Annotated in this window: 15 protein-coding genes and 1 pseudogene; 5 read left to right on the top strand and 11 right to left on the bottom strand. The window is 69.3% G+C overall.

The window, feature by feature from the left end; genetic code table 11:
• Positions 1-9 precede the first annotated feature (9 nt).
• Positions 10-1,140, top strand: coding sequence for a TDT family transporter (locus ACZ66S_RS39160; protein WP_469906350.1), 1,131 nt, complete (start codon positions 10-12; stop codon positions 1,138-1,140).
• A 961-nt stretch (positions 1,141-2,101) separates the two neighbouring features.
• Here the strand turns inward: ACZ66S_RS39160 and ACZ66S_RS39165 are convergent.
• Both ACZ66S_RS39165 and ACZ66S_RS39170 read right to left on the bottom strand, forming a co-directional pair.
• Entirely contained in the window at positions 2,102-4,969 is a 2,868-nt protein-coding gene (locus ACZ66S_RS39165) for a multifunctional oxoglutarate decarboxylase/oxoglutarate dehydrogenase thiamine pyrophosphate-binding subunit/dihydrolipoyllysine-residue succinyltransferase subunit (protein ID WP_469906351.1), read from the bottom strand.
• Positions 4,970-5,076: 107 nt separating this feature from the next.
• Positions 5,077-6,099 (bottom strand): GlxA family transcriptional regulator, encoded by a 1,023-nt coding sequence (locus ACZ66S_RS39170; RefSeq protein WP_469906352.1) that lies wholly within the window; start codon positions 6,097-6,099, stop codon positions 5,077-5,079.
• Between the two features lie 369 nt (positions 6,100-6,468).
• Between ACZ66S_RS39170 and ACZ66S_RS39175 the strand changes: the two genes are divergently transcribed.
• Both ACZ66S_RS39175 and ACZ66S_RS39180 read left to right on the top strand, forming a co-directional pair.
• Positions 6,469-7,053, top strand: a complete 585-nt coding sequence (locus ACZ66S_RS39175; RefSeq protein WP_469906353.1) for a redoxin domain-containing protein — start codon at positions 6,469-6,471, stop codon at positions 7,051-7,053.
• A gap of 62 nt (positions 7,054-7,115) precedes the next feature.
• The gene (locus ACZ66S_RS39180) at positions 7,116-7,583 is read left to right on the top strand and encodes a nuclear transport factor 2 family protein (RefSeq protein WP_469906354.1); all 468 of its coding nucleotides are present in this window, start codon (positions 7,116-7,118) and stop codon (positions 7,581-7,583) included.
• On the opposite strand, the gene ACZ66S_RS39185 is transcribed toward ACZ66S_RS39180, so the two are convergent.
• From ACZ66S_RS39185 to ACZ66S_RS39215, 7 genes are all read right to left on the bottom strand, one after another.
• Positions 7,513-10,296 (bottom strand): ATP-binding protein, encoded by a 2,784-nt coding sequence (locus tag ACZ66S_RS39185; RefSeq protein ID WP_469906355.1) that lies wholly within the window; start codon positions 10,294-10,296, stop codon positions 7,513-7,515. The two genes, ACZ66S_RS39180 and ACZ66S_RS39185, sit on opposite strands and share 71 nt — an antisense overlap.
• Before the next feature lie 150 nt (positions 10,297-10,446).
• Positions 10,447-11,808 carry a dihydrolipoyl dehydrogenase family protein gene (locus tag ACZ66S_RS39190; RefSeq protein WP_469906356.1) on the bottom strand — a complete coding sequence of 454 codons (1,362 nt, stop codon included), beginning with the start codon at positions 11,806-11,808 and terminating at the stop codon, positions 10,447-10,449.
• A gap of 20 nt (positions 11,809-11,828) precedes the next feature.
• Positions 11,829-12,596, bottom strand: coding sequence for an SDR family NAD(P)-dependent oxidoreductase (locus ACZ66S_RS39195; protein WP_469906357.1), 768 nt, complete (start codon positions 12,594-12,596; stop codon positions 11,829-11,831).
• Positions 12,597-12,711: 115 nt separating this feature from the next.
• Positions 12,712-13,329 (bottom strand): VOC family protein, encoded by a 618-nt coding sequence (locus ACZ66S_RS39200; RefSeq protein ID WP_469906358.1) that lies wholly within the window; start codon positions 13,327-13,329, stop codon positions 12,712-12,714.
• 187 nt (positions 13,330-13,516) lie between these two features.
• Positions 13,517-14,212, bottom strand: a complete 696-nt coding sequence (locus tag ACZ66S_RS39205) for a type 1 glutamine amidotransferase domain-containing protein (protein WP_469906359.1) — start codon at positions 14,210-14,212, stop codon at positions 13,517-13,519.
• Between the two features lie 496 nt (positions 14,213-14,708).
• Positions 14,709-15,695, bottom strand: a complete 987-nt coding sequence (locus tag ACZ66S_RS39210) for a tellurite resistance/C4-dicarboxylate transporter family protein (protein WP_469906360.1) — start codon at positions 15,693-15,695, stop codon at positions 14,709-14,711.
• On the bottom strand, positions 15,692-16,303 hold the full coding sequence (locus ACZ66S_RS39215; protein WP_469906361.1) for a muconolactone Delta-isomerase family protein: 612 nt from the start codon (positions 16,301-16,303) through the stop codon (positions 15,692-15,694). Before ACZ66S_RS39215 ends, ACZ66S_RS39210 begins: the two co-directional genes overlap by 4 nt.
• A 416-nt stretch (positions 16,304-16,719) precedes the next feature.
• Here ACZ66S_RS39215 and ACZ66S_RS39220 point away from each other — a divergent pair, with 416 nt between their 5' ends.
• Positions 16,720-17,166 (top strand): STAS domain-containing protein, encoded by a 447-nt coding sequence (locus ACZ66S_RS39220; protein WP_469906362.1) that lies wholly within the window; start codon positions 16,720-16,722, stop codon positions 17,164-17,166.
• Positions 17,167-17,169: 3 nt separating this feature from the next.
• On the top strand, positions 17,170-17,538 hold the full coding sequence (locus ACZ66S_RS39225) for an ANTAR domain-containing protein (protein WP_469906363.1): 369 nt from the start codon (positions 17,170-17,172) through the stop codon (positions 17,536-17,538).
• Between the two features lie 45 nt (positions 17,539-17,583).
• On the opposite strand, the pseudogene ACZ66S_RS39230 reads toward ACZ66S_RS39225, so the two are convergent.
• Together ACZ66S_RS39230 and ACZ66S_RS39235 are read right to left on the bottom strand one after the other, a co-directional pair.
• Positions 17,584-17,991, bottom strand: a pseudogene (locus ACZ66S_RS39230) (ATP-binding protein).
• A gap of 28 nt (positions 17,992-18,019) precedes the next feature.
• Complete coding sequence (locus ACZ66S_RS39235) at positions 18,020-18,148, bottom strand: hypothetical protein (RefSeq protein WP_469906364.1); 129 nt, start codon at positions 18,146-18,148, stop codon at positions 18,020-18,022.
• Positions 18,149-18,236 lie beyond the last annotated feature (88 nt).

Here is an 18,236-nt window from a genome sequence, read left to right on the forward strand (position 1 = left end):
GTTCGGGGAATGAACTCCTCCCCCTGCGTCGGCGCGTTGCCGCGTGTGGCAAACACGAAGAGAAACCCGCTGCTCGGCCCCAATTGGTTCGCTGCAGTGATGGGCACGGGCATCGTCGCTAACGCGGCGGTCACCCTGCCATGGAGCGTCCCTGGGCTGCGGACCGCCGCCGTCGTGGTCTGGCTGGGCGCCGCTTCGCTGTTGGTCCTGTTGGCCGTCGGCTACCTCCGCCAGCGGGCGCTGCGACTGCATGCCGGTGATCCGGTGGCAGCTCAGTTCTTCGGAGCGCCGCCCATGGCGCTGCTCACGGTGGGTTCCGGGACGCTCCTGCTCGGCCGTCGGCTGATCGGGCTGGAGGCCGCGCTGAACGTCGACCGGGTGCTGTGGTCTCTCGGTACGCTGCTCGCGCTGGTCACGGCTTTCGCGGTGCCCTATCTGATGATCACCCGGCACCGCTTCGCGCCGGACGCCGCGTTCGGGGGCTGGCTGATGCCGGTGGTGCCGCCGATGGTCTCGGCCGCGACAGGTGCGCTCCTCATCCCTCATACGCCGCCGGGGCAGATGCGGCTCAACCTGCTGCTGGGCTGCTACGGGATGCTCGGGCTCGGCCTGGTTGCGGCAGTGCTGGTGCTGGCGATGATCTACGGCCGCCTCGTGCACCACGAGGCCCCCAGCGGCACGGTGGTGCCCACGGTGTGGATCGGCGCGGGGGCGCTGGGCCAGGCGGTGACGGCCCTCGGCGCGCTGGCCGCAGTCGCGCCGAGCGCCCTGCCCGCGCCCTACGCGCACGGCGCCGCAGCGTTCGCCCTGTTGGGCGGGATCGTGGTCTGGGGCTTTGCCATGCTGTGGCTGGCGCTGGCCACAGGGCTGACTGTACGAACGATCCGGGCCGGACTGCCGTTCGCGCCCACCTGGTGGTCTTTCATCTTCCCGGTCGGCGCCTGCGTGACGGCCACCAGCGCCCTTGCAGGGCGGACAGGTTCGGACCTGTTCGTCTGGTTGGCTGTCATGTTCTACGGGCTGCTCGTCATCGCCTGGGTGGTGGTGGCGGGCCACTCCCTGCGCCATGCCGCCAGGCACATGTGGCGTCGGCTCGACGGCGAGCAGGAGCACCGGCGGGTCCTCGACCCGATGGGGTGACGCCACGACCTGGCCATGCTCAAAGGCGTCGATGCTGCCGGGCATCTGCCCATGCGCATCCTGGCGCCCAGCCCTGCCATGGAATCCGTGACACGCACAGATCCCGTCCCGACGATCCTTTCAACAATGCTCAGCGATGCCTTGGGCGGCACGGTAGCTCCAGGAAGGCGGTCAGCAGGGGTTCCTGCTGCTTGGGCGTAAAAGCGCCGAATTCGAGCATGCGGCCAGCCCGGGGATGCGGGCCGGACAAGTAGTCCTGCACTCTCCGCGAATTCCAGCACGGGGCTGATCACCAGCAGCGTAAGCATGCCGGCGAGCGCTCCAACACTCAGCAGCTCCCGGCATCGCAGTGTCCGCCCCCGGAAGTCGTATCGCGCCACGGCACCTCGTTCACGTCGGGTTCGAGTAACTGCCGCTCAACTGCGCCGTGTACGCTTCGCGTTGCTTGGCATCCATGTCGGCTGCACCCGGTCCCACCAGCCGCGTGTTCCGTCCACGGTGATCCCATACCTGTCGACCACGTCTTCCGTCTTGTGTCGTCCCCTCAGACCGTCCTCACCGCCTCCAACGCCCCCGCTAGAACGGCAGGGAACATCTACACAGGTTCTGACGGACGCCGGCGTATGAGGTGACTGCGCAAGACGGCCAGCAAGCAGTGATCAAGACAGCCGAGACCCAGGTCCCGCACCCCGTTGTGGCTGGGGCTGTGCGCACTGGTGGCACCGGAACGGTCGTGCGGTCCTCACCGGTGCTGCTTGGCCGGATGCGGGGGATTTTGTATCGGCGCTTCGGGACCGGTGAAGGACGATTTTGCCCTGGCTGATGCCTCCGCTGCCCGTGGCTCGGTCGCCTCAGGTCCGCGGACTCGGGGACGCGTGCCGGCAGGCCAGCACCGCTGCTTCTCCGCGGTGTTGGCCTGCCGATGGACATACTCAGCGGGTGGACCGCTGGAAGGAGCCGGTCACTGGAAGGCCGATGCCATGAGGGCCTTCTGCTCCAAGGCGTGCCGACGGGCGGAGCCGACCGCGGGAGCGGGTGCCTCGCGCCGGCTGACACATTCGACAGGGTGTCCTGTGAGCCGATGCAGACGTGGCGCGGCGAAGGACCACGCACCTTGGTTCTGGGGCTCTTCCTGTACCCACCGCACGTCCGCGGCTGCAGGGAAGCGGGCGAGTTCCGCCGCGAGTTCCTCCTCGGGGAACGGGTAGAGGCGCTCCACGCGGACGATCGCGGTGTCCGCCGCGCCCGCGTCGTGCCGGTAGGCGTCGAGGTCGTAGAAGATCTTGCCCGAGCACAGCAGCACGCGCTTGCCCCGGGCCGGGTCCACCGTGTCGTCCGGCAGGACCGGGCGGAAGCTGCCCTGGGTGAACTCGGCCAGGGCGGAGGTGGCCGCTTTCGACCGCAGCATCGACTTCGGGGTGAAGACGACCAGCGGCTGCCCATGGCCGTCGAGTCCCTGCTGCCTGAGCAGATGGAAATAGTTGCCGGGCAGGGTGGGCAGGGCCACGTTCATGTTGTTCTGCGCACACAGCTGCAGGAACCGCTCGATCCGGGCGGACGAGTGGTCCGGTCCCTGGCCCTCCAGGCCGTGGGGCAGCAGCAGCGTCACCGGGGAGCGTCGGCCCCATTTCTGCTCGGACGAGGCGATGTACTCGTCGATCACCGTCTGCGCGCCGTTGACGAAGTCCCCGAACTGGGCCTCCCACAGCACCAGAGCCTCGGGGCGGGCCAGCGCGTAGCCGTACTCGAAGGCCAATGCCGCCAGTTCGGACAGCATCGAGTCGTACGGTGCGAAAGTCGCGGACCGCCGCGTGAGGGAGTTCAGTGGTGTGTGCTCGGCGCCGCTGCGCCGGTCGGTCAGTACGGCGTGGCGCTGGCCGAAGGTGCCGCGCCGCGAGTCCTGCCCGGCCAGCCGCACCGGGACCCCCTCCAGCAGCAGCGAACCGATCGCCAGTGTCTCCGCGGTGGCCCAGTCGACCGTGCCGGAGTCGAGCATCGCCGTACGCCGACGGAGCTGCGGCACAACGCGCGGGTGCACGGTGAAGCCCTGGGGCAGATCGGCCTGCGATGCGATGACCTGCCGGGCGGTCGCCTCGTCGATCGCGGTCGCCGCATGAGGGGCGGCCGCCCGTCCGGTGCTGGTGTCAGGAAGGTTGTCCGTGAGGTCGGTAGCGGGTAGCGCCCGGGTCTCGGCGAAGGCTCGTTCCAGGTGATCCCGGTAGTTGCGGCGGGCGCCCTCGACCTGGGGTTCGCCGATGTCGCCGCGGCGCAACAGGGCCTCGGCGTACAAGGTGCGTACCGAGGCCTTGGCGTCGATGCGGTCGTACATCATCGGCTGGGTGATGGACGGGTCGTCGACCTCGCTGTGGCCGTGGCGGCGGTAGCAGACGAGATCGATCACGACGTCCTTGTGGAACGTCTGGCGATAGTCGAACGCCAGCCGTGCGACGCGGTCGACAGCCTCCGGGTCGTCGCCGTTGACGTGGAAGATCGGGGCTTCCACCATCCGGGCCACGTCGGTGGCGTAGGTGCTCGAACGGCCGTTGGCCGGTAGGGTGGTGAAGCCGACCTGGTTGTTGACGACCACGTGGACCGTCCCGCCCGTGCGGTAGCCGGGAAGCTGCGACATGTTCAGGGTCTCGGCGACGACGCCCTGCCCGGCGAAGGCCGCGTCGCCGTGGACGGCGACGGGCAGGACGGGGAAGGGCTTGTCGTGGTCCGCGGCCAGGTCCTGCTTTGCGCGCACCACTCCCTGAGCCACCGGCCCCACTATCTCCAGGTGCGAGGGGTTCGCCACGACCGAGACGGCGATCCGGCCGCCGTGCAGGGCACGGTAGGTGCCCTCCGCGCCGAGGTGGTACTTCACATCCCCTGAGCCCTGGGCCGACCGGATGTCCACCGCATCCTCGAACTCGTCGAAGATCTGGGCGTAGGACTTGCCGATGATGTTGGCCAGGACATTGAGTCGGCCGCGGTGCGCCATCCCGATGACGGCTTCTCCGACACGGTCTTCCATGGCGCGCAGCAACAGGGCGTCGAGCAGCACGATGGCCGACTCGCCGCCTTCGAGCGAGTACCGTTTCTGGCCCACGTACTTGGTTTGCAGAAACGTCTCGAAGGCTTCCGCGGCCCCCAGCCGGAAGAGGATCCGTAGTTGCTCCGCACGGTCCGGCCGCCGCTGCGGTCCCTCTACGCGCTGCTGGATCCAGCGGCGTTCGGCGGAGTTCTGGATGTGCATGTACTCGAAACCGACGGTGCGGCAGTAGAACTCCCGCAGAGCGCCGAGCACTTCGTCGAGTGTCATCGTGGTCCGGCCGGCGAACCCGTCCACAGCGAAGTTCTCTGCCCGGTCCGTGTCGTGGAGTCCGAAGGCGGCGACTTCGAGTTGCGGATGTGCGGCGGGCTCTGCTGTGATCGGGTCCGTATCGGCCATCAGGTGGCCACGCACTCGGTACGCGTGGATGAGCGCGGCGACCCGCACGGCCTCGAGCGCTGCCTCGTCACCGCGTTCCTGTCTTGGGGCGGAGGCTGCGCGCGCCGGCCGAGCCGGCGACGGGACCACCGGGGTTGCGAAGAAGTCCCTCCACGTCTGGTCCACGGAGCCGGGGTCGTGCAGGTAACGCTGTCGCTGCTCGTCCACGACCCATTCGTTGAGCCCGAAATCCAACCTGTGTGCCACCGATCGAGCGGCGGCTGATTGCGACGCCATGGCGAAGAACGCCTTCTTCCCTGTGTGAAAGGCCTCGGATGCCGAACGCGACCGAGGCGATCGTCCGTCTGCCCTCCTGTGCAGGGCGCTTCGCATCCGCTGCAGGGCTGCGGGGACCATGCCGTTCGACCGCGTCGCACCTTCGACGCTAGGACGCTCCCAGCGTCGATCGGGACGGCCGGTCGGGCCGCAACTGCGGCACTTCAGGACATCGGCCGGTCGCGCTCCTACCTCGGCGAGACGGCTTGGGACAACCGATCCGTGCTGCCCGCGTGGGTGGTGCGAAAACGGGTCCGGTAGGCACCCGGGGTCACGCCCAGGTGCCGGACGAATGCTCTGCGCATCGACTCGGGTGAGCCGAATCCTGTACGTCGCGCAACCGCAGCCGTGGAGTCGTCGCCTGTTTCCAGCAGCGCTCGGGCGGCTTCCAAGCGGACCTCCTCCACATAGCGGGCGGGGGTGGTTTTGGCCTCTTCGCAGAACAGCCGCGTCACGTGACGGACACTCAGGCCCGCCCTGCGGGCCATGGCCGACACCGTGTGGTTGGCCCCGGGGTCCTCAGCGATCTCGTCCAGTACCCGACGGAGCGTCTCGTGGCGGGAGTTCGGGATCTGCGAGCGGACACTGAACTGGGACTGGCCGCCCGGTCGTTGCATGAAGATGACCAGGTCCTTGGCGACCGCTCGGGCAACCGCCGCGCCGTAGTGGTCCTCGACGAGAGCCAAGGACAGGTCGATGCCGGCGCTGACCCCTGCTGACGTCATTACGCGCCCGTCCCGCACGAAGATGGCGTCCGGTTCGGCCCGCAGGGACGGGAAACGCCGGGCGAGTTGCTGCGAGTGCCGCCAGTGCGTCGTGGCACGTCGTCCATCCAGGAGTCCGGCCGCCGCCAGCAGGAATGCACCCGTGCACACCGATGCCGTACAGGACGCCTTCTCATGCAGACGCCGCACGACATCCAGGAGGGCGTCGTCCTTGATCAGCGTCTCCCATTCCGGACCGCCCGGGATCAGCACGACGTCGCGCGGCTCCTGTACGTCATCGATGCCCACATCGGCGCTCAGGCGGGTCCCAGCGGAGGTGAGTACGTCCGAGCCGTCGTCGGAGGCGATCTGCACCTGATAACGGCCACCGAACTCGTTCGCCGTGGCGAACACCTCGATGGGGCCGGTCACATCGAGCAGCCGTACTCCGGGGAAGACGAACACCGTCACGGTGATCGGCCCCCTCGCGGGGCGCTTGTCGTTCATCGGATGCCTCCGGACCGTGCGCGGGGCCAGGCCGCCGTGCGTAGGGTTTCCATGTGTTCATGCTGCGGTTCGGGCCGTTGTCGCGGCCACGACCGGTTTGCTCCCTGCTGGGAGGCCCAGACTTCCAGTCAGCTCAGATGTCATCGCGAACAGTCACGGACACCCCGTGCCCCCTTGCACGGCTCCTGCCTGGTGTCCACCATCCCGCACCGCGCGGCCGGTCGCGCCCGTGGAAGTCACTGGCCACGGGTGCGCCCGGGAGCGACCCGGGCACGATGCGCGAGCGTCGAGCGCGACACCGGCGGCCAGGGTGCGGGCCAGGGTGTCTCCCTGGCGCGATCGGCCACCGTCAGCCCCGACAGTGGTTGCATGAGACCAGACATCATCCCCGGTGGCGTCTTTCCCGACTACGCGCTGCCCGATCACACCAGCACCGTCCGCACCCTCAGCGAACTGCAGGGCGACGACCCCATGATCCTCACGCTCGCCCGCGGACACTACTGCCCCAAGGAACACCAGCAGCACCGGGACCTCGCGGCGCTCCAGCCCAAGCTGGCCGTCGCTTACACCCGGATCGTCACCATCGCCACCGACGAGCACCACACGCTGCAGGAGTTCCGCGCCTCCGTCGGCGCCCAGTGGCCCTTCCTGTCCGACCCCGGCCGGCTCGTCCAGCAGGACCTGGACATCCAGGAGTACACCGACCCCGAGAACAACCCGATGATCCCGCACACCCTCGTGCTCAAGCCGGGGCTGCTCGTGTACAGCATCTACAACGGCTACTGGTTCTGGGGCCGGCCCTCGCTCCACGACCTCTGGCGCGACCTGCGCGCCGCCACCGCCGAGATCCGCCCGGACTGGGATCTGAGCGGGCCAGGGCTACGCGAAGCCTGGAACGCCGGGGACTGGTCCCTCTTCCACGGCTGGGACCGCCGCGCAGCCACGGCGTCGTAGCTGGCACAGGCTGTGAGGCCCAGGCCAGGTGATGGGTGACATCGGACCGAAAGGACATCGCGATGGATTCCCATGCGCGGACACGAGCAGCAATCCAGGAGCACTGGCGTGCGTCCGAACGCGGGGACTCCGAGGCCGAGCACGCGATTTACGCCGAGGACGCGGTCCTTGACTACCCGCAGTCGGAAGAGCGGTTCCGCGGCCGCGCAACGATCGCGTCGCAGCGGGGCGCGCATCCTGCCAGGCGGCACTTCACCGTCCTGCGCATCACCGGCCGAGAAGACCTCTGGGTGAGCGAGTGCGTCATCATCTACGACGGCGCGCCGAGTTGGTCGGTGAGCATCATGGAGTTCGCCGACGAGCGCGTCGTACACGAGACGCAGTACTTCGGTGACCCCTTCGCCGCGCCCCCGTGGCGGGCAGCGCTCGCGGAGCAGATGCCTACTCGTCGGCGAGACCCTATGTGCTGTGCGCGCGAACGAGCTCGCCTTCCGGCGACATCACCGTCCGCAACTGCCTGCGCGAGCTGATGCCGAGTTTCACGAACACCTTGCGCAGGTGCCACTCGACGGTTCGCGCACTGAGGAAGAGCTGCGCTCCAATCTCCGGGTTCGACAGGCCTTCGCGCGCGAGTCGAGCGATCTGCTGCTCCTGCGGCGTCAGGTCGTCGCGCGTCTCGAGGGTTCGCTTGCGCGCCTTGTCGCCCGTCGCCGCCAGCTCCCTGCGCGCACGCTCGGCGAACCCCTCCATACCGATGTCGGCGAACATCTCATAGGCGGCTCGCAGCTCCTCGCGCGCGTCCAGGCGGCGCCGTTCGCGCCGCAGCCATTCGCCGTACAGGAGATGGGCCCGCGCGAGCTCGGTGCGAAGGGGCGTGCGGTCCAGCCGCTCGACGGCGAGGCGGTAGAGCTCGTCGGCGCTCTCGCCGACGCTCAGCAGGGCCCGACACCGGGCCTCCAGTCCCAGAGCCCAGTCGGTGCCGGCGGCTCGGGTCATTCGCTCGAACCGTTCGAGCGCCTCCTGTCCGACGTCCTGCTTGTGGGTCTTGACGCTCGCCTCGATCAGCTCGGGCAGGGTCCATCCCGGCAGGATCACATCGAACCCCGCCCTGGTCGCCCTCTGTGCAGACACCAGCGCCTCCTCATAGCGGGCGAGGCCGTTGAAGAGCAGGGCCGTGACCCAATGGGTCCACAGCACGCTGTTGCCCTGGCCTCTGGCTGTCCCGAACGCGGTCGTCGCCTCGACCAGCGCGCGAAGCTCGGTTTCTCGGCCCCGCAGAGCCGCGAGCTGCATCGCGTTGAGAGGCGCAAACTCCGCTCCCGTGGCCTCCGCCACCACGCCGGCCTCAGCCATGGCCGAGGCAGCGGCCGCAAACTCACCTCGCCACGCGAGCGTGAGCGCCAGGCCCGTCAGATCGATCGGGAGCCGGGCGAGCGCGCCCACCTCGCGTGTACGTCTGAGCTGACGCTCGGTGATCGCCTGCCACATCCTGTCTTCCCAGAGCACGATCGAAGGCACGACCGTGAGCCAGCCCCAACGGAAACTGATCTCAACCGTGCTCTCAGTCGAAATCGCCTTCTGTGCCTTCCGCAGCGTCGCGGCCGCGGCGTCGTGTCCGCCCGTGACCAGGGCGGCAAGGCCGGCCAGCAGCAGATCCGCCGACCGAGCGTCGCCTTTCGACTGCGGGACCTGCTGCGCGGCCTGCGACACGTCGACGAGGTTCCCGCCTGCGGCCAGGTCGCCCGCATACAAGGCTGCGCCCCACGCGTCGAGATAGGTCTCGCGAGCGAGCTCCGTGGCGAGCGGCTCAAGCCGCTTCGCGGCCGTGAGCAACAGCGGCGGGGCATCTCGGCCCTGGCTCGACGCGAACGCGACATGACCGCGCACAAGATCCACACGGGCGCGTTGAAGGTCGTTCACCGAGGCTGTCTCCGCGGTGGCCGCCAATCCGAGGGCGACATCGAACGCACCGGCCTGGAGGCTCGCCTGCGCCGCCGCGAGCGCACGGTCGACACGACGGGCCCGGTCCGGCGTCAAGGACACCGCGCGGTGCAGGAACGCAGCCGCGGCGGCGAGGCCTCCGCGCGCTTGTGCGCGCCCGGCGGAGCGCTCGAGCTCGGCGGCGACATCCTCGTCGGGAGCGGCCGTCGCGTGGGCGCGATGCCAGGCCCGCCGATCAGGATCCTGCTCCGGGTCGATGGCCTCGGCCAGCGCGAGGTGCACGCATTCGCGATCTGCGGAGCTCGCCGAGTGATAGGCAGCCGTCCGCACGAGTGGATGGGCGAACTCCACCCGCCGCCCGAACCTCATCAACCCGGCGTCGATCGCGGGAGCTGCAGCGCCCATCTCAAGGCCCAACGACCCCGCCGCACGGTGCAGGAGAACAGGATCGCCTCGGGGCTCGACGGCGGCGATGAGCACCAGCAACTGCGTGTCTGGGGGCAGCTCCAGCAGCCGACGTGAATAGCTCTGCTCGATCTTCCCCGCGACCGGTTGGTCGCCGGGAAGCCCGAAACCGCCGGCGAGCTCCGCCACCTTCCAGGTGCGGGGCAACTCCAGAAGGGCCAACGGATTGCCGTGGCTCTCAGAGACGATCTGGTCACGGATCGCCGCATCGAGAGGGCCCGCCATGCTCGCGAGCAGGAGGGCACGCGCATCGCTGTCGTCGAGCCCCGAAACCGTCAACTGAGGAAGAGCGGCGAGCGCCCTGTCGCCCATGCCGGTTCGCGCGGCGCATACGATCACGATCCGCTCGACGAGAAGGCGGCGGGCGACGAAGCCCAAGATCTGCATCGACGCCGCGTCGAGCCAGTGCGCGTCGTCGACAAGGCACAGCAGCGGCTGCTCCTCGGCCGCCTCTGCCAGCAGCGTCAGCGTGGACAAAGCGACGAGAAACCGGTCCGGCGAGGGTCCGGCCCTGAGACCGAACACGGTCTGCAGTGCGACCCGCTGCGGGTCCGGCAGCCGGTCGAGATACCCCAGGAACGGCGCACAGAGTTGATGAACACCGCTGAAATCGAGCTCCATCTCCGACTCGACGCCCGCCACGGTGGTGGTACGCCACGCTCCGTCGTGCCGGGACACGTAGTTGATCAACGCGGTCTTGCCGACCCCTGCGTCGCCGCGCAGCACGACGACCCCGCTCTCGCCGCTCAGCCCCGCTCGCAGCAGGCGGTCGAGCTCCGCGCACTCCTCGGCCCGGCCGAGGAGGCCCACAGGCTCCTCGCTGAGGACACCACTCACTTCGCCCTCCTAGTCTCGCCGGCACGGATCGCCGGGACAGTGGTGGCACGCGTGGACGTCAGTCGACTCAAGCGTCCCAAATCGGGCGAACTTGCACTACCCGCCGGCTCGACGAGTACATGCGAGAAAGCGTGGGGGTAGGTCGGTGGGTCACGGGGGAGTCTTTCCCTTCACGGTCTCATCTCGCGCGACCTGGTCATACAGGTCCTTGATCGCGGCGACGTAGATCTCCGAAAACGTGGGGAACGGCTGGATCGTGTCGCGCAGTACGTCCAGGGAGATCCGGGCGCGGACGGCCAGGGTGGCCTGCTGCAGCCACTCCCCGGCTTCCGGGCCGAGCGCGCACGCTCCCGTGACGCTCCGGCCGTCGCTGAAGAGCGTGAGAAACCCGTTCGCCTCGGCATACGCGCGGGTGTAAGCCGCGGTCTTGGCCACCTCGGAGATCGGGACGGTGGCGCTGTATCGTGCCTCGGTCGCGCCGACCGCCGCTGCCTGCGGATCGGTGAAGACTATGCGGGGTACGGCCGTGTAGTCAGCCTCGCGGGGCCGGCCGAGGATGTTGTCCGCGACGACCTCGCCCTGGTACTTGCCGACGTGAGTGAGCAGCCACAGGCCGGTGGCGTCGCCGACGACCCACAGCCGCTCGGCGGCCCGCAGCGTGCGGGCGACCGGGATGCCGTGACCGTCCGCGCGCAGGCCGACGGTTTCCAGGCCGATGTCGTCGACGCGCGGGCGGCGCCCGGTGGCCACGAGCAGCTTGTCACTGCGCAGCTCCCGCCCGTCGTCGAGCGTCAGGACGTATTCCGCGCCGTCGAAGCCGGCGGCTGCGGCGTGCGGACCGAGCACGAGCTCGACGCCGTCGCGGCGCAGAACCTCACCGAGCGCCTCACCCAGCGGCGCGGGCTCGCGCGGCAGGACGTGCCGGCCGGGGGCCGTCAGGATCACCTCGCCGCCGAGGCGTCGTACGGCCTGCGCCATCTCCACTCCGACGGGGCCGGCACCGAGCACGATCAGTTTGCGCGGGACGGCCTTCATACCGGTCACCTCACGGTTGGTCCAGATGCCCGGCAGTTCGCGCAGGCCGGGGACGGGCGGCACGACCGGCGCTGCCCCGGTGGCCACCACGACATGCTCGGCGGTGTAGCGGACACCGGCCACTTCCACGGCACCCGGCCCGGCCAGCCGGCCGGTGCCGCGCAGCAGGTCGATGCCGTTCGCGGCGAGCCAGCGCTCCTGGCCGGCATCGGAGTAGTCCGAGACCATGAAGTCCCGCCAGGCAAGCGCCTGTTGGACGTCGACCTCTGCGGTCGCCGCGGCTTCCCGCGCCCCGTGCACTGCCTCGCCCGGGCGCAACAGCGTCTTGGACGGAATGCACGCCCAGTACGAGCACTCCCCGCCCACAAGCTCGCGCTCCACCAGGCCAACGCGCAGACCGCCGTCGGCAAGGGCGCTGGCGCAGTGCTCGCCGGGTGCCCCGCCGCCGATCACGATGACGTCGTAGTCGCGTTTCACCCGTCCGTCCTCCGTCCCGTTTACCATGTCTGATCACCGGCACGAACCAGCATCTCGTTGACGGCCACCCGCCGTTCCCGTGTGACGATGTAGCCGACGGCGTCCGCGATGTCCTCGCCCCGCAGCGGCTCGATCCCGCTGACCTGCCGCAGTGCCGCGTCCCGAACGGCCTCGCCGAGATGGTTCGTCAGCCCCGTCCGCACGGTGCCCGGCTCTACGAGGCCAACGCGCACCCGTTCCGCCAGCAGCTCCTGGCGCAGCGCTTCCGTGAAGCCGTTCAGACCGAACTTGGTCAGGCTGTAGACGCTGCTGCCGGGCCGGGCGACGCGTCCGGCTGTCGAGCCGACGTTCACGATGTCGGCGACCTGCCGCCGAGATGTGACCGCCGCGTCAATCAGGTACGGAACGGCGGCGTGGGTGACGTGGAGCAGCGCCGACACGTTGAGCGATACCATCCGGTCCCACTCCGTGATCGTGGTGTGCAGGGCCGTGCCCAACAGCATGATCCCGGCGCTGTTAACCAAAATGTCGAGGCGCTCGAACCGCTCGAGGCTGTTCTGCACGGCCTGGTACGCCTGCTCGTGCTCGGTGATGTCGGCCATCACGGCATGCGCCTGACCGCCCTGATTCGTGATGTCGTCGGCGAGCAGGCCCAATCGGTCACCGCGGCGGGCGACGAGTGCAACCTGTGCCCCTTCCTGCACCAACCGGCGCGCGGTCGCGGCACCGATTCCACTGCTGGCGCCCGTCACCAGCGCCACGGCTCCCGCCAGCGGTTTGTCGGACATGCCTGGCTCACTTCCTCCCGTCGCCCCGTCCGATCGGACCCCGCGAAGATCATCCGCTCGTGGGCCTTGGGGGCCGCGCCCGACCTAAGCGCCTCACCGGACCTGGCCGGTACGCTCAGGACGGCAATCCTGTTCCGGCCTGCTCACGCACCATGTACCGCGCGTACCAATCCGGCCAGTTCGGGTCCTCGGCGCCGGTGCGTGCCTCGTGCTCGCCGTGCGCGGCCGCGGCTCGACGCAGAGCGGCCGCCAGATCCCCCGCCGAGGCGAACGTCGTCGTCGTCGGCTCCAGACGTCCCGGCAGGCGCGTGGTGATCTCCTGCAGGACCCAGCAATTCCCGTCCGGATCGCTGAACGACAGGAACGAGCCGTAGCTGCTGCGCCGCGGATCCGGGCCCGGTACCCGGGCGTCGCTGCCGGCGTGGTGGAAGACGCCGCTGGCGTCGTGGAACACCTCGCTCGGCTCGGCGCCGAGCCGTTTCAGCTCGTCGTGCGCGGCGTTGATGTCGTCCACGACCAGGTGCAGGCCCTGAGCCGAGCCCGGCGTCTGCGAGATGACCGAGGCGCCGAAGATGACCGACGCGGGCGAGCCCGGCGGCGTCACCTGCACCACCCGGAAGTGCTCGTCGGTGGCGATGTCCGCGTCGAGCCTCCAGTCCAGTGAAGTGTAGAAGTCCTTGGCTCGGTCCACGTCGGACACCGGCACCACCACGACTTCGAGTTTCATGTCCATGACTTGCGCCTCCTGTGCTCTCACGAGATGCCGACGCCCCAAGGCTCGTCGGCACGCACTCCCTCGCCCGCAGGGGTAAGGGCAGATACCAGGCCGCGGGCATGCCACGCGGCAGATCGCGCGACCGGTACGAATGCCCGCAGCCGACAGCTACCGTCCAATGCGGCTCTCCGCGGCGCGCGTGCTGCTAGCTCAGCTCCTTGAGCAGCCGCTCCGCCAGGACCGCCGCCGAGTGCGGGTTCTGCCCGGTGAACAGGTTGCGGTCCTCCACCGTGTACGGCTCCCAGATCGGGCCGCGGCTGAACTCGACACCGATCTTCTCCTTCAGTTCGTCCTCCAGCAGCCACTGCGTCTTATCGGCCAGCCCGACAGCCGCCTCCTCCTCATTGGTGAAGCAGGTGACCCGGTAGCCCTTGAACGGTGACTCGCCGTGGATCCGGGTGGCCAGCAGCGCAGAGGGGGCGTGGCACACGATGACGAGCGGCTTGCCGGAGGCGAGCGCAGCCGTCAACAGCCGGCCCACGTCGGCGTCCACCCACAGGTCCTGCATCGGACCGTGGCCGCCGGGCAGGTAGACCGCGTCGTAGTCCTCGAGACGGGCGTCGGACACTTGGATCGGCCGCCGCATCGTCTCCGCGGAACGGATGATGGCCTCCAGTTCGAGGGCCCCCTCCTCACCCCCGGCCATGGAGGGGCGCAGGCTCATCATGTCGACGTTCGGTGTCACCCCGCCCGGTGTCGCGACCACGACCTCGTGACCGGTGTCCGTGAGCGCCTTGAACGGGCGCGCAAACTCCTCGGCCCAGTAACCCGTCGCGTAGCGGGTCCCGTCCTTCAACGTCAGGTACGCGGCTCCTGAAACCACGAACAGTACCTTCGCCATCCTCGATCACTCCCGCCGTCCAGGGGGCGCGGCCTGCGTCTGCGTCGCAGAACCACCGTCCGGATCAGACTCCCGCCCGAAGCGGCGAGTCCGAACCGGTCAGACTCCCTGGCCTCACTGGCCGAGGCCCCTCGGCCAGTGAGGCCAGGGAAGCCAGGCACCCCCGGCGCATATAGGACGTGCCAGGAGAGGGCGCGCGGGCCGCGCGGCACGGTAGGCATGACCAGCCCTCGGCAAGGATGCCCGTGCGGGCACAGGCCGGCGTCCTGGGCGACCTCGGGACAGCCGGCCGGGCCGAAGAGTGACTGGGCACTTGACTGCGCGGTACGCGCCTGGTGCGTCAGCAGCACGGTGGCATCGCACGGCGTACCGTCGTCAAGTGCGGCACCCCGCAGGATCCGCAACGGCGTGGTCGTTCGCGGTCCCAGGACAGCCGTGAGTTGTGATCGGACCCGATCCGCAGCCGCCAGATCCAGATCGTGACCTCTGGGATGCGTCACGCGCGCCGGACCGAGCGCACCCATCCCACAAGAGCCACCACCGTGGCGCCGAGCGCGACCCATGTCTCGACCTGCCCGAAACGGATGATCCCGGGAATGCCGGCCACCCGCCCCACGGTGAAGCTGCACGCGGCGTACATCCCAAGGGGAAAAACCGTCGCCCAACGGCGTACGTCGTAGGCGAGCCGCGGCCGGACGACCTCACCCACGATCAGCGGGACGAGCCAGGCCATGGCGACGCACCAGAGCACGAGGGTGCCGACGACCAGGACCTGATGCAGGTGCCCGAATTGACCCAACGCGACGGCGGCCTCGGTGACCAGACCGACCGACAGGGCGGAGATGGCCAGCGCCCCGCCGGCGATCCAGTGGTCACCGGCCCCGCTGATCAATTGGCGCAGGTCGAACCGTACGAGCGTGAAGACGTAGAAGAGCAGCCCGAGCAGCACAAGAAGGGCAGCAGCGGTGAGGAGCCACTGCGCGCGGTAGGCGACAGCCAGAAGCGCACTGACCAGCGCCAACCCCTCCGTGGCGACGCCGAGCACGAACGAAACCCCGACTGTAGGCGTCTTCCAATGTCGCAGCACCGGCACCATGCACGCCGCCCAGCCGATAGCCGCGACGCCGAGAAGAAGCGCCCCGACCGCGCCTTGGTCCGACACAGCAAATCGGGCGCCGAGAACCGCACTGGCAGCCACGCCCGTCAACGTGACCGGCGAGCCGGCGTCCCGCCGGAACCGCCCGCGGCAGAAGACCAGCGGCGCACCCAGCACGACCACCAGGAGCAGCCAGACCCCGACGGCGAACCACAGAAGAACAGCCGAGAGCACAGTCTGATGGACGGCGAGCAGATCGATCGACACGACACCGAGGCTCATGACGATCGTCCAAGACGCCGGGGGCACGACGCCAGTACGGTGTCGCGCGACCCGGCGCATGCCGGTTGCCGACTCGCCCACGCCCGTGGTCAGGCCGGCGGTCATGCTCCCACGCTGCCCGGGTCACTGGGATGACGGGCCGGCGGCACCGTCTCGGCGGACGGCCAGTCGGTCAACGCCAGGGACGGCAGGATCTCCCGCATCCGGTCGGTCTGCGTGGCCTGCCACAGGCCGAGACTGCGCCAGCGCCCTCGCCCGGGGAACGTCCACATCTGGACCAGGGACGCGTCGGCGGCCGGGTCACGCGTGCGGTCGGCCTCGCGGCCGGGCAACTCGTCAACGGCCTTCGAGTTCGTGCCGTCGGGCACCGTCAGGATGAATCGCGCCGAGTACTCCCCGCTGTCGGAAACGGGGAGTCCGTTAGCGGGCCTGGGAACGTCGGCATGCGCGCCGAGCGGCGTGGGCTCGTCGCTGCGCCACACGCGCAACGGCATCGAGGCGAACGCGCGTTCAAGGTCGTCGGGGCCGTCGGCGCGGGACAGGCCCACAGTGCACCACTCGCCCGGCCCGAGCGCGGCGCGCCACAGCCCCAGCACCCGCCTCTCAGCGGCCGGCTCCCGGGTACGCGCCGCCTCGCGCGCTCGAACGTCCGCCACGCGGTCCTCCGGTGCACCTTCCGGCACCCGGGTTGTCATTGTGACCAGGTATTCCATGGCTGGCCTCCTGTTCCTCGGCCCCTCCCAACCTCGGGCTGACGAGTGCCGCTTCGCACCCGTCAGCCTCCCTGGTCACCATGGGCAGGGCACCTTCAACGATTCGGCCCGACCGATCTGCATGAGCGCCACCTTCGACGTCGGCGGCGAATCGGATCGAACCTTCGGACGTCGCACCACACGGCGCGTCCCAATTGCCAAGGGCTGGGAAAAGCAGGGCGCGGGGCCGCCGCCGAGGCTGAAGACCGGCTGGTCGGACGCAACCAGGACCGTGCCGACCCGCGACAACGATTGCGACGGGAAGGACGAGATGACCGAGAAGGGGAACATGCGACCACACGCCCGCTCCGGCAACAACAGTGGCAGCCCCCATCGACGCCGTCCCCACCCATGCGTCCGTTCGCGACAATCAACACATGACTGGTGGACTCGATGAACCATCGGGCGGGCCGTCGCAGTTCGCACCGGGCGAGGGCGCACCCGAAGGCACGGTGAGCTGGTACGTGCAGGGCCAGGCCGCAGTCGTTGTGGCCCGCGGCGCGTTCGACATGGACAACATGGAGCTGCTCGATCAGGCACTGGTGAGTGCCGCACAAGAGCACTCCCCCGTCGTGCTGGACGCGGAAGGCGTCACGTTCGCGGGCTCGATGTTCCTGACCCTGCTGCTGCGGGCGAGTGCCCGGATGTCCTTGTGTGTGGCCGCGCCCTCGCAGGAGCTGCTGCAGATACTGGAACTGACCGGGGCCATCACCCTGCTCGATGTCCGGGCGACGCTCACCGACGCCGTTTCCACAAGGGGCGGCACGCAAGAGGCCACTGACGGGACTCATGCGTCTGCCGGCCGGGGTGAGGGGCAGGAGTAAGCCATGCGGCCTCCCCCACGACACAACCCCTCTGAGCAGGTCGAAGAAGGCGACGACGCGTATCGCAAGCTGCTCGATCCGGCCGCCGAACTACTCAAGGAGCGCGAACAGCTCACGCAGGCGATGCAGAGCCGACCTGTGATCGACATGGCCCGCGGCGTGCTGATGACCGGCTACGGCTGCCAGCCTCAAGAGGCGTGGGAGATCCTGCTGACCGTCTCCCAGCACAGCAACACCAAACTGCGGGAGATCGCCCAGACCATCACGGACGCCGCGACCGGCAAGCCGATGCCGGCGCCCCTCAAGGAGCACCTCGCGGCAGCCGTGCACACCTGGCAGACCGAAGGACATGGGAACGGATCATCCGGGTAGCCGCACCGAGCTGCGATCAGGAAGGGCCGTGGCGCTAGCGACTGGTCACGTTCCGCCGGGGTCGTCAAAGGAGTGCGATGCGGGCGGTGATGCGTTTGCCGACCGGCTCGCACTGCACCGCGAAACCCTGGGCGACGGCCATCACGATCTCCAGGCCGTGCTGGCCTATCCGCCCTGCGTCGGCGGCGCGGGCCACCGGCAGTACGGGATCACCGTCCCACACCGCCACCTCCACCACGTCGCCGTCGACCCGCACATCCAGCAGCACCGGGCCCGGCGCGTACTGGGGGAGTTGGTGACCAGCTCACTGACCACCAGCCGGGTCACATCCACGGCACGCTGCGAAACCGGCAGCCCGTACACAGCCTGCACGTAGGCGAGCAAGTCGGCTGCATGCCGGCGGGCGTCGGCGATCGACGTCCCGCCTCCTTCCAAGGCCACCGTGGTCTGCAGGGCCTGATCCCCCGGCAGGGGGACGTTCTCACTCACGGAAACGCCCGTCCTGTCCTTCCACGGTCCCGGCGACTACCACCTGCGCGTTCACGCCCGCGGCCGGGATACCGCCGTCGACCTGGCCCCGGACCAGATCACCGAGTGGTACCTCATCCATGCCTGGCCGGCCCCTGCCCACGAGGTACGGGTACTGCGCCAGACCGACAGCTACGGCGCGTCCGTGCGCGCACGCTGAGCGCCCCACC

It is taken from the genome of Streptomyces sp. NPDC107471, assembly GCF_055582845.1.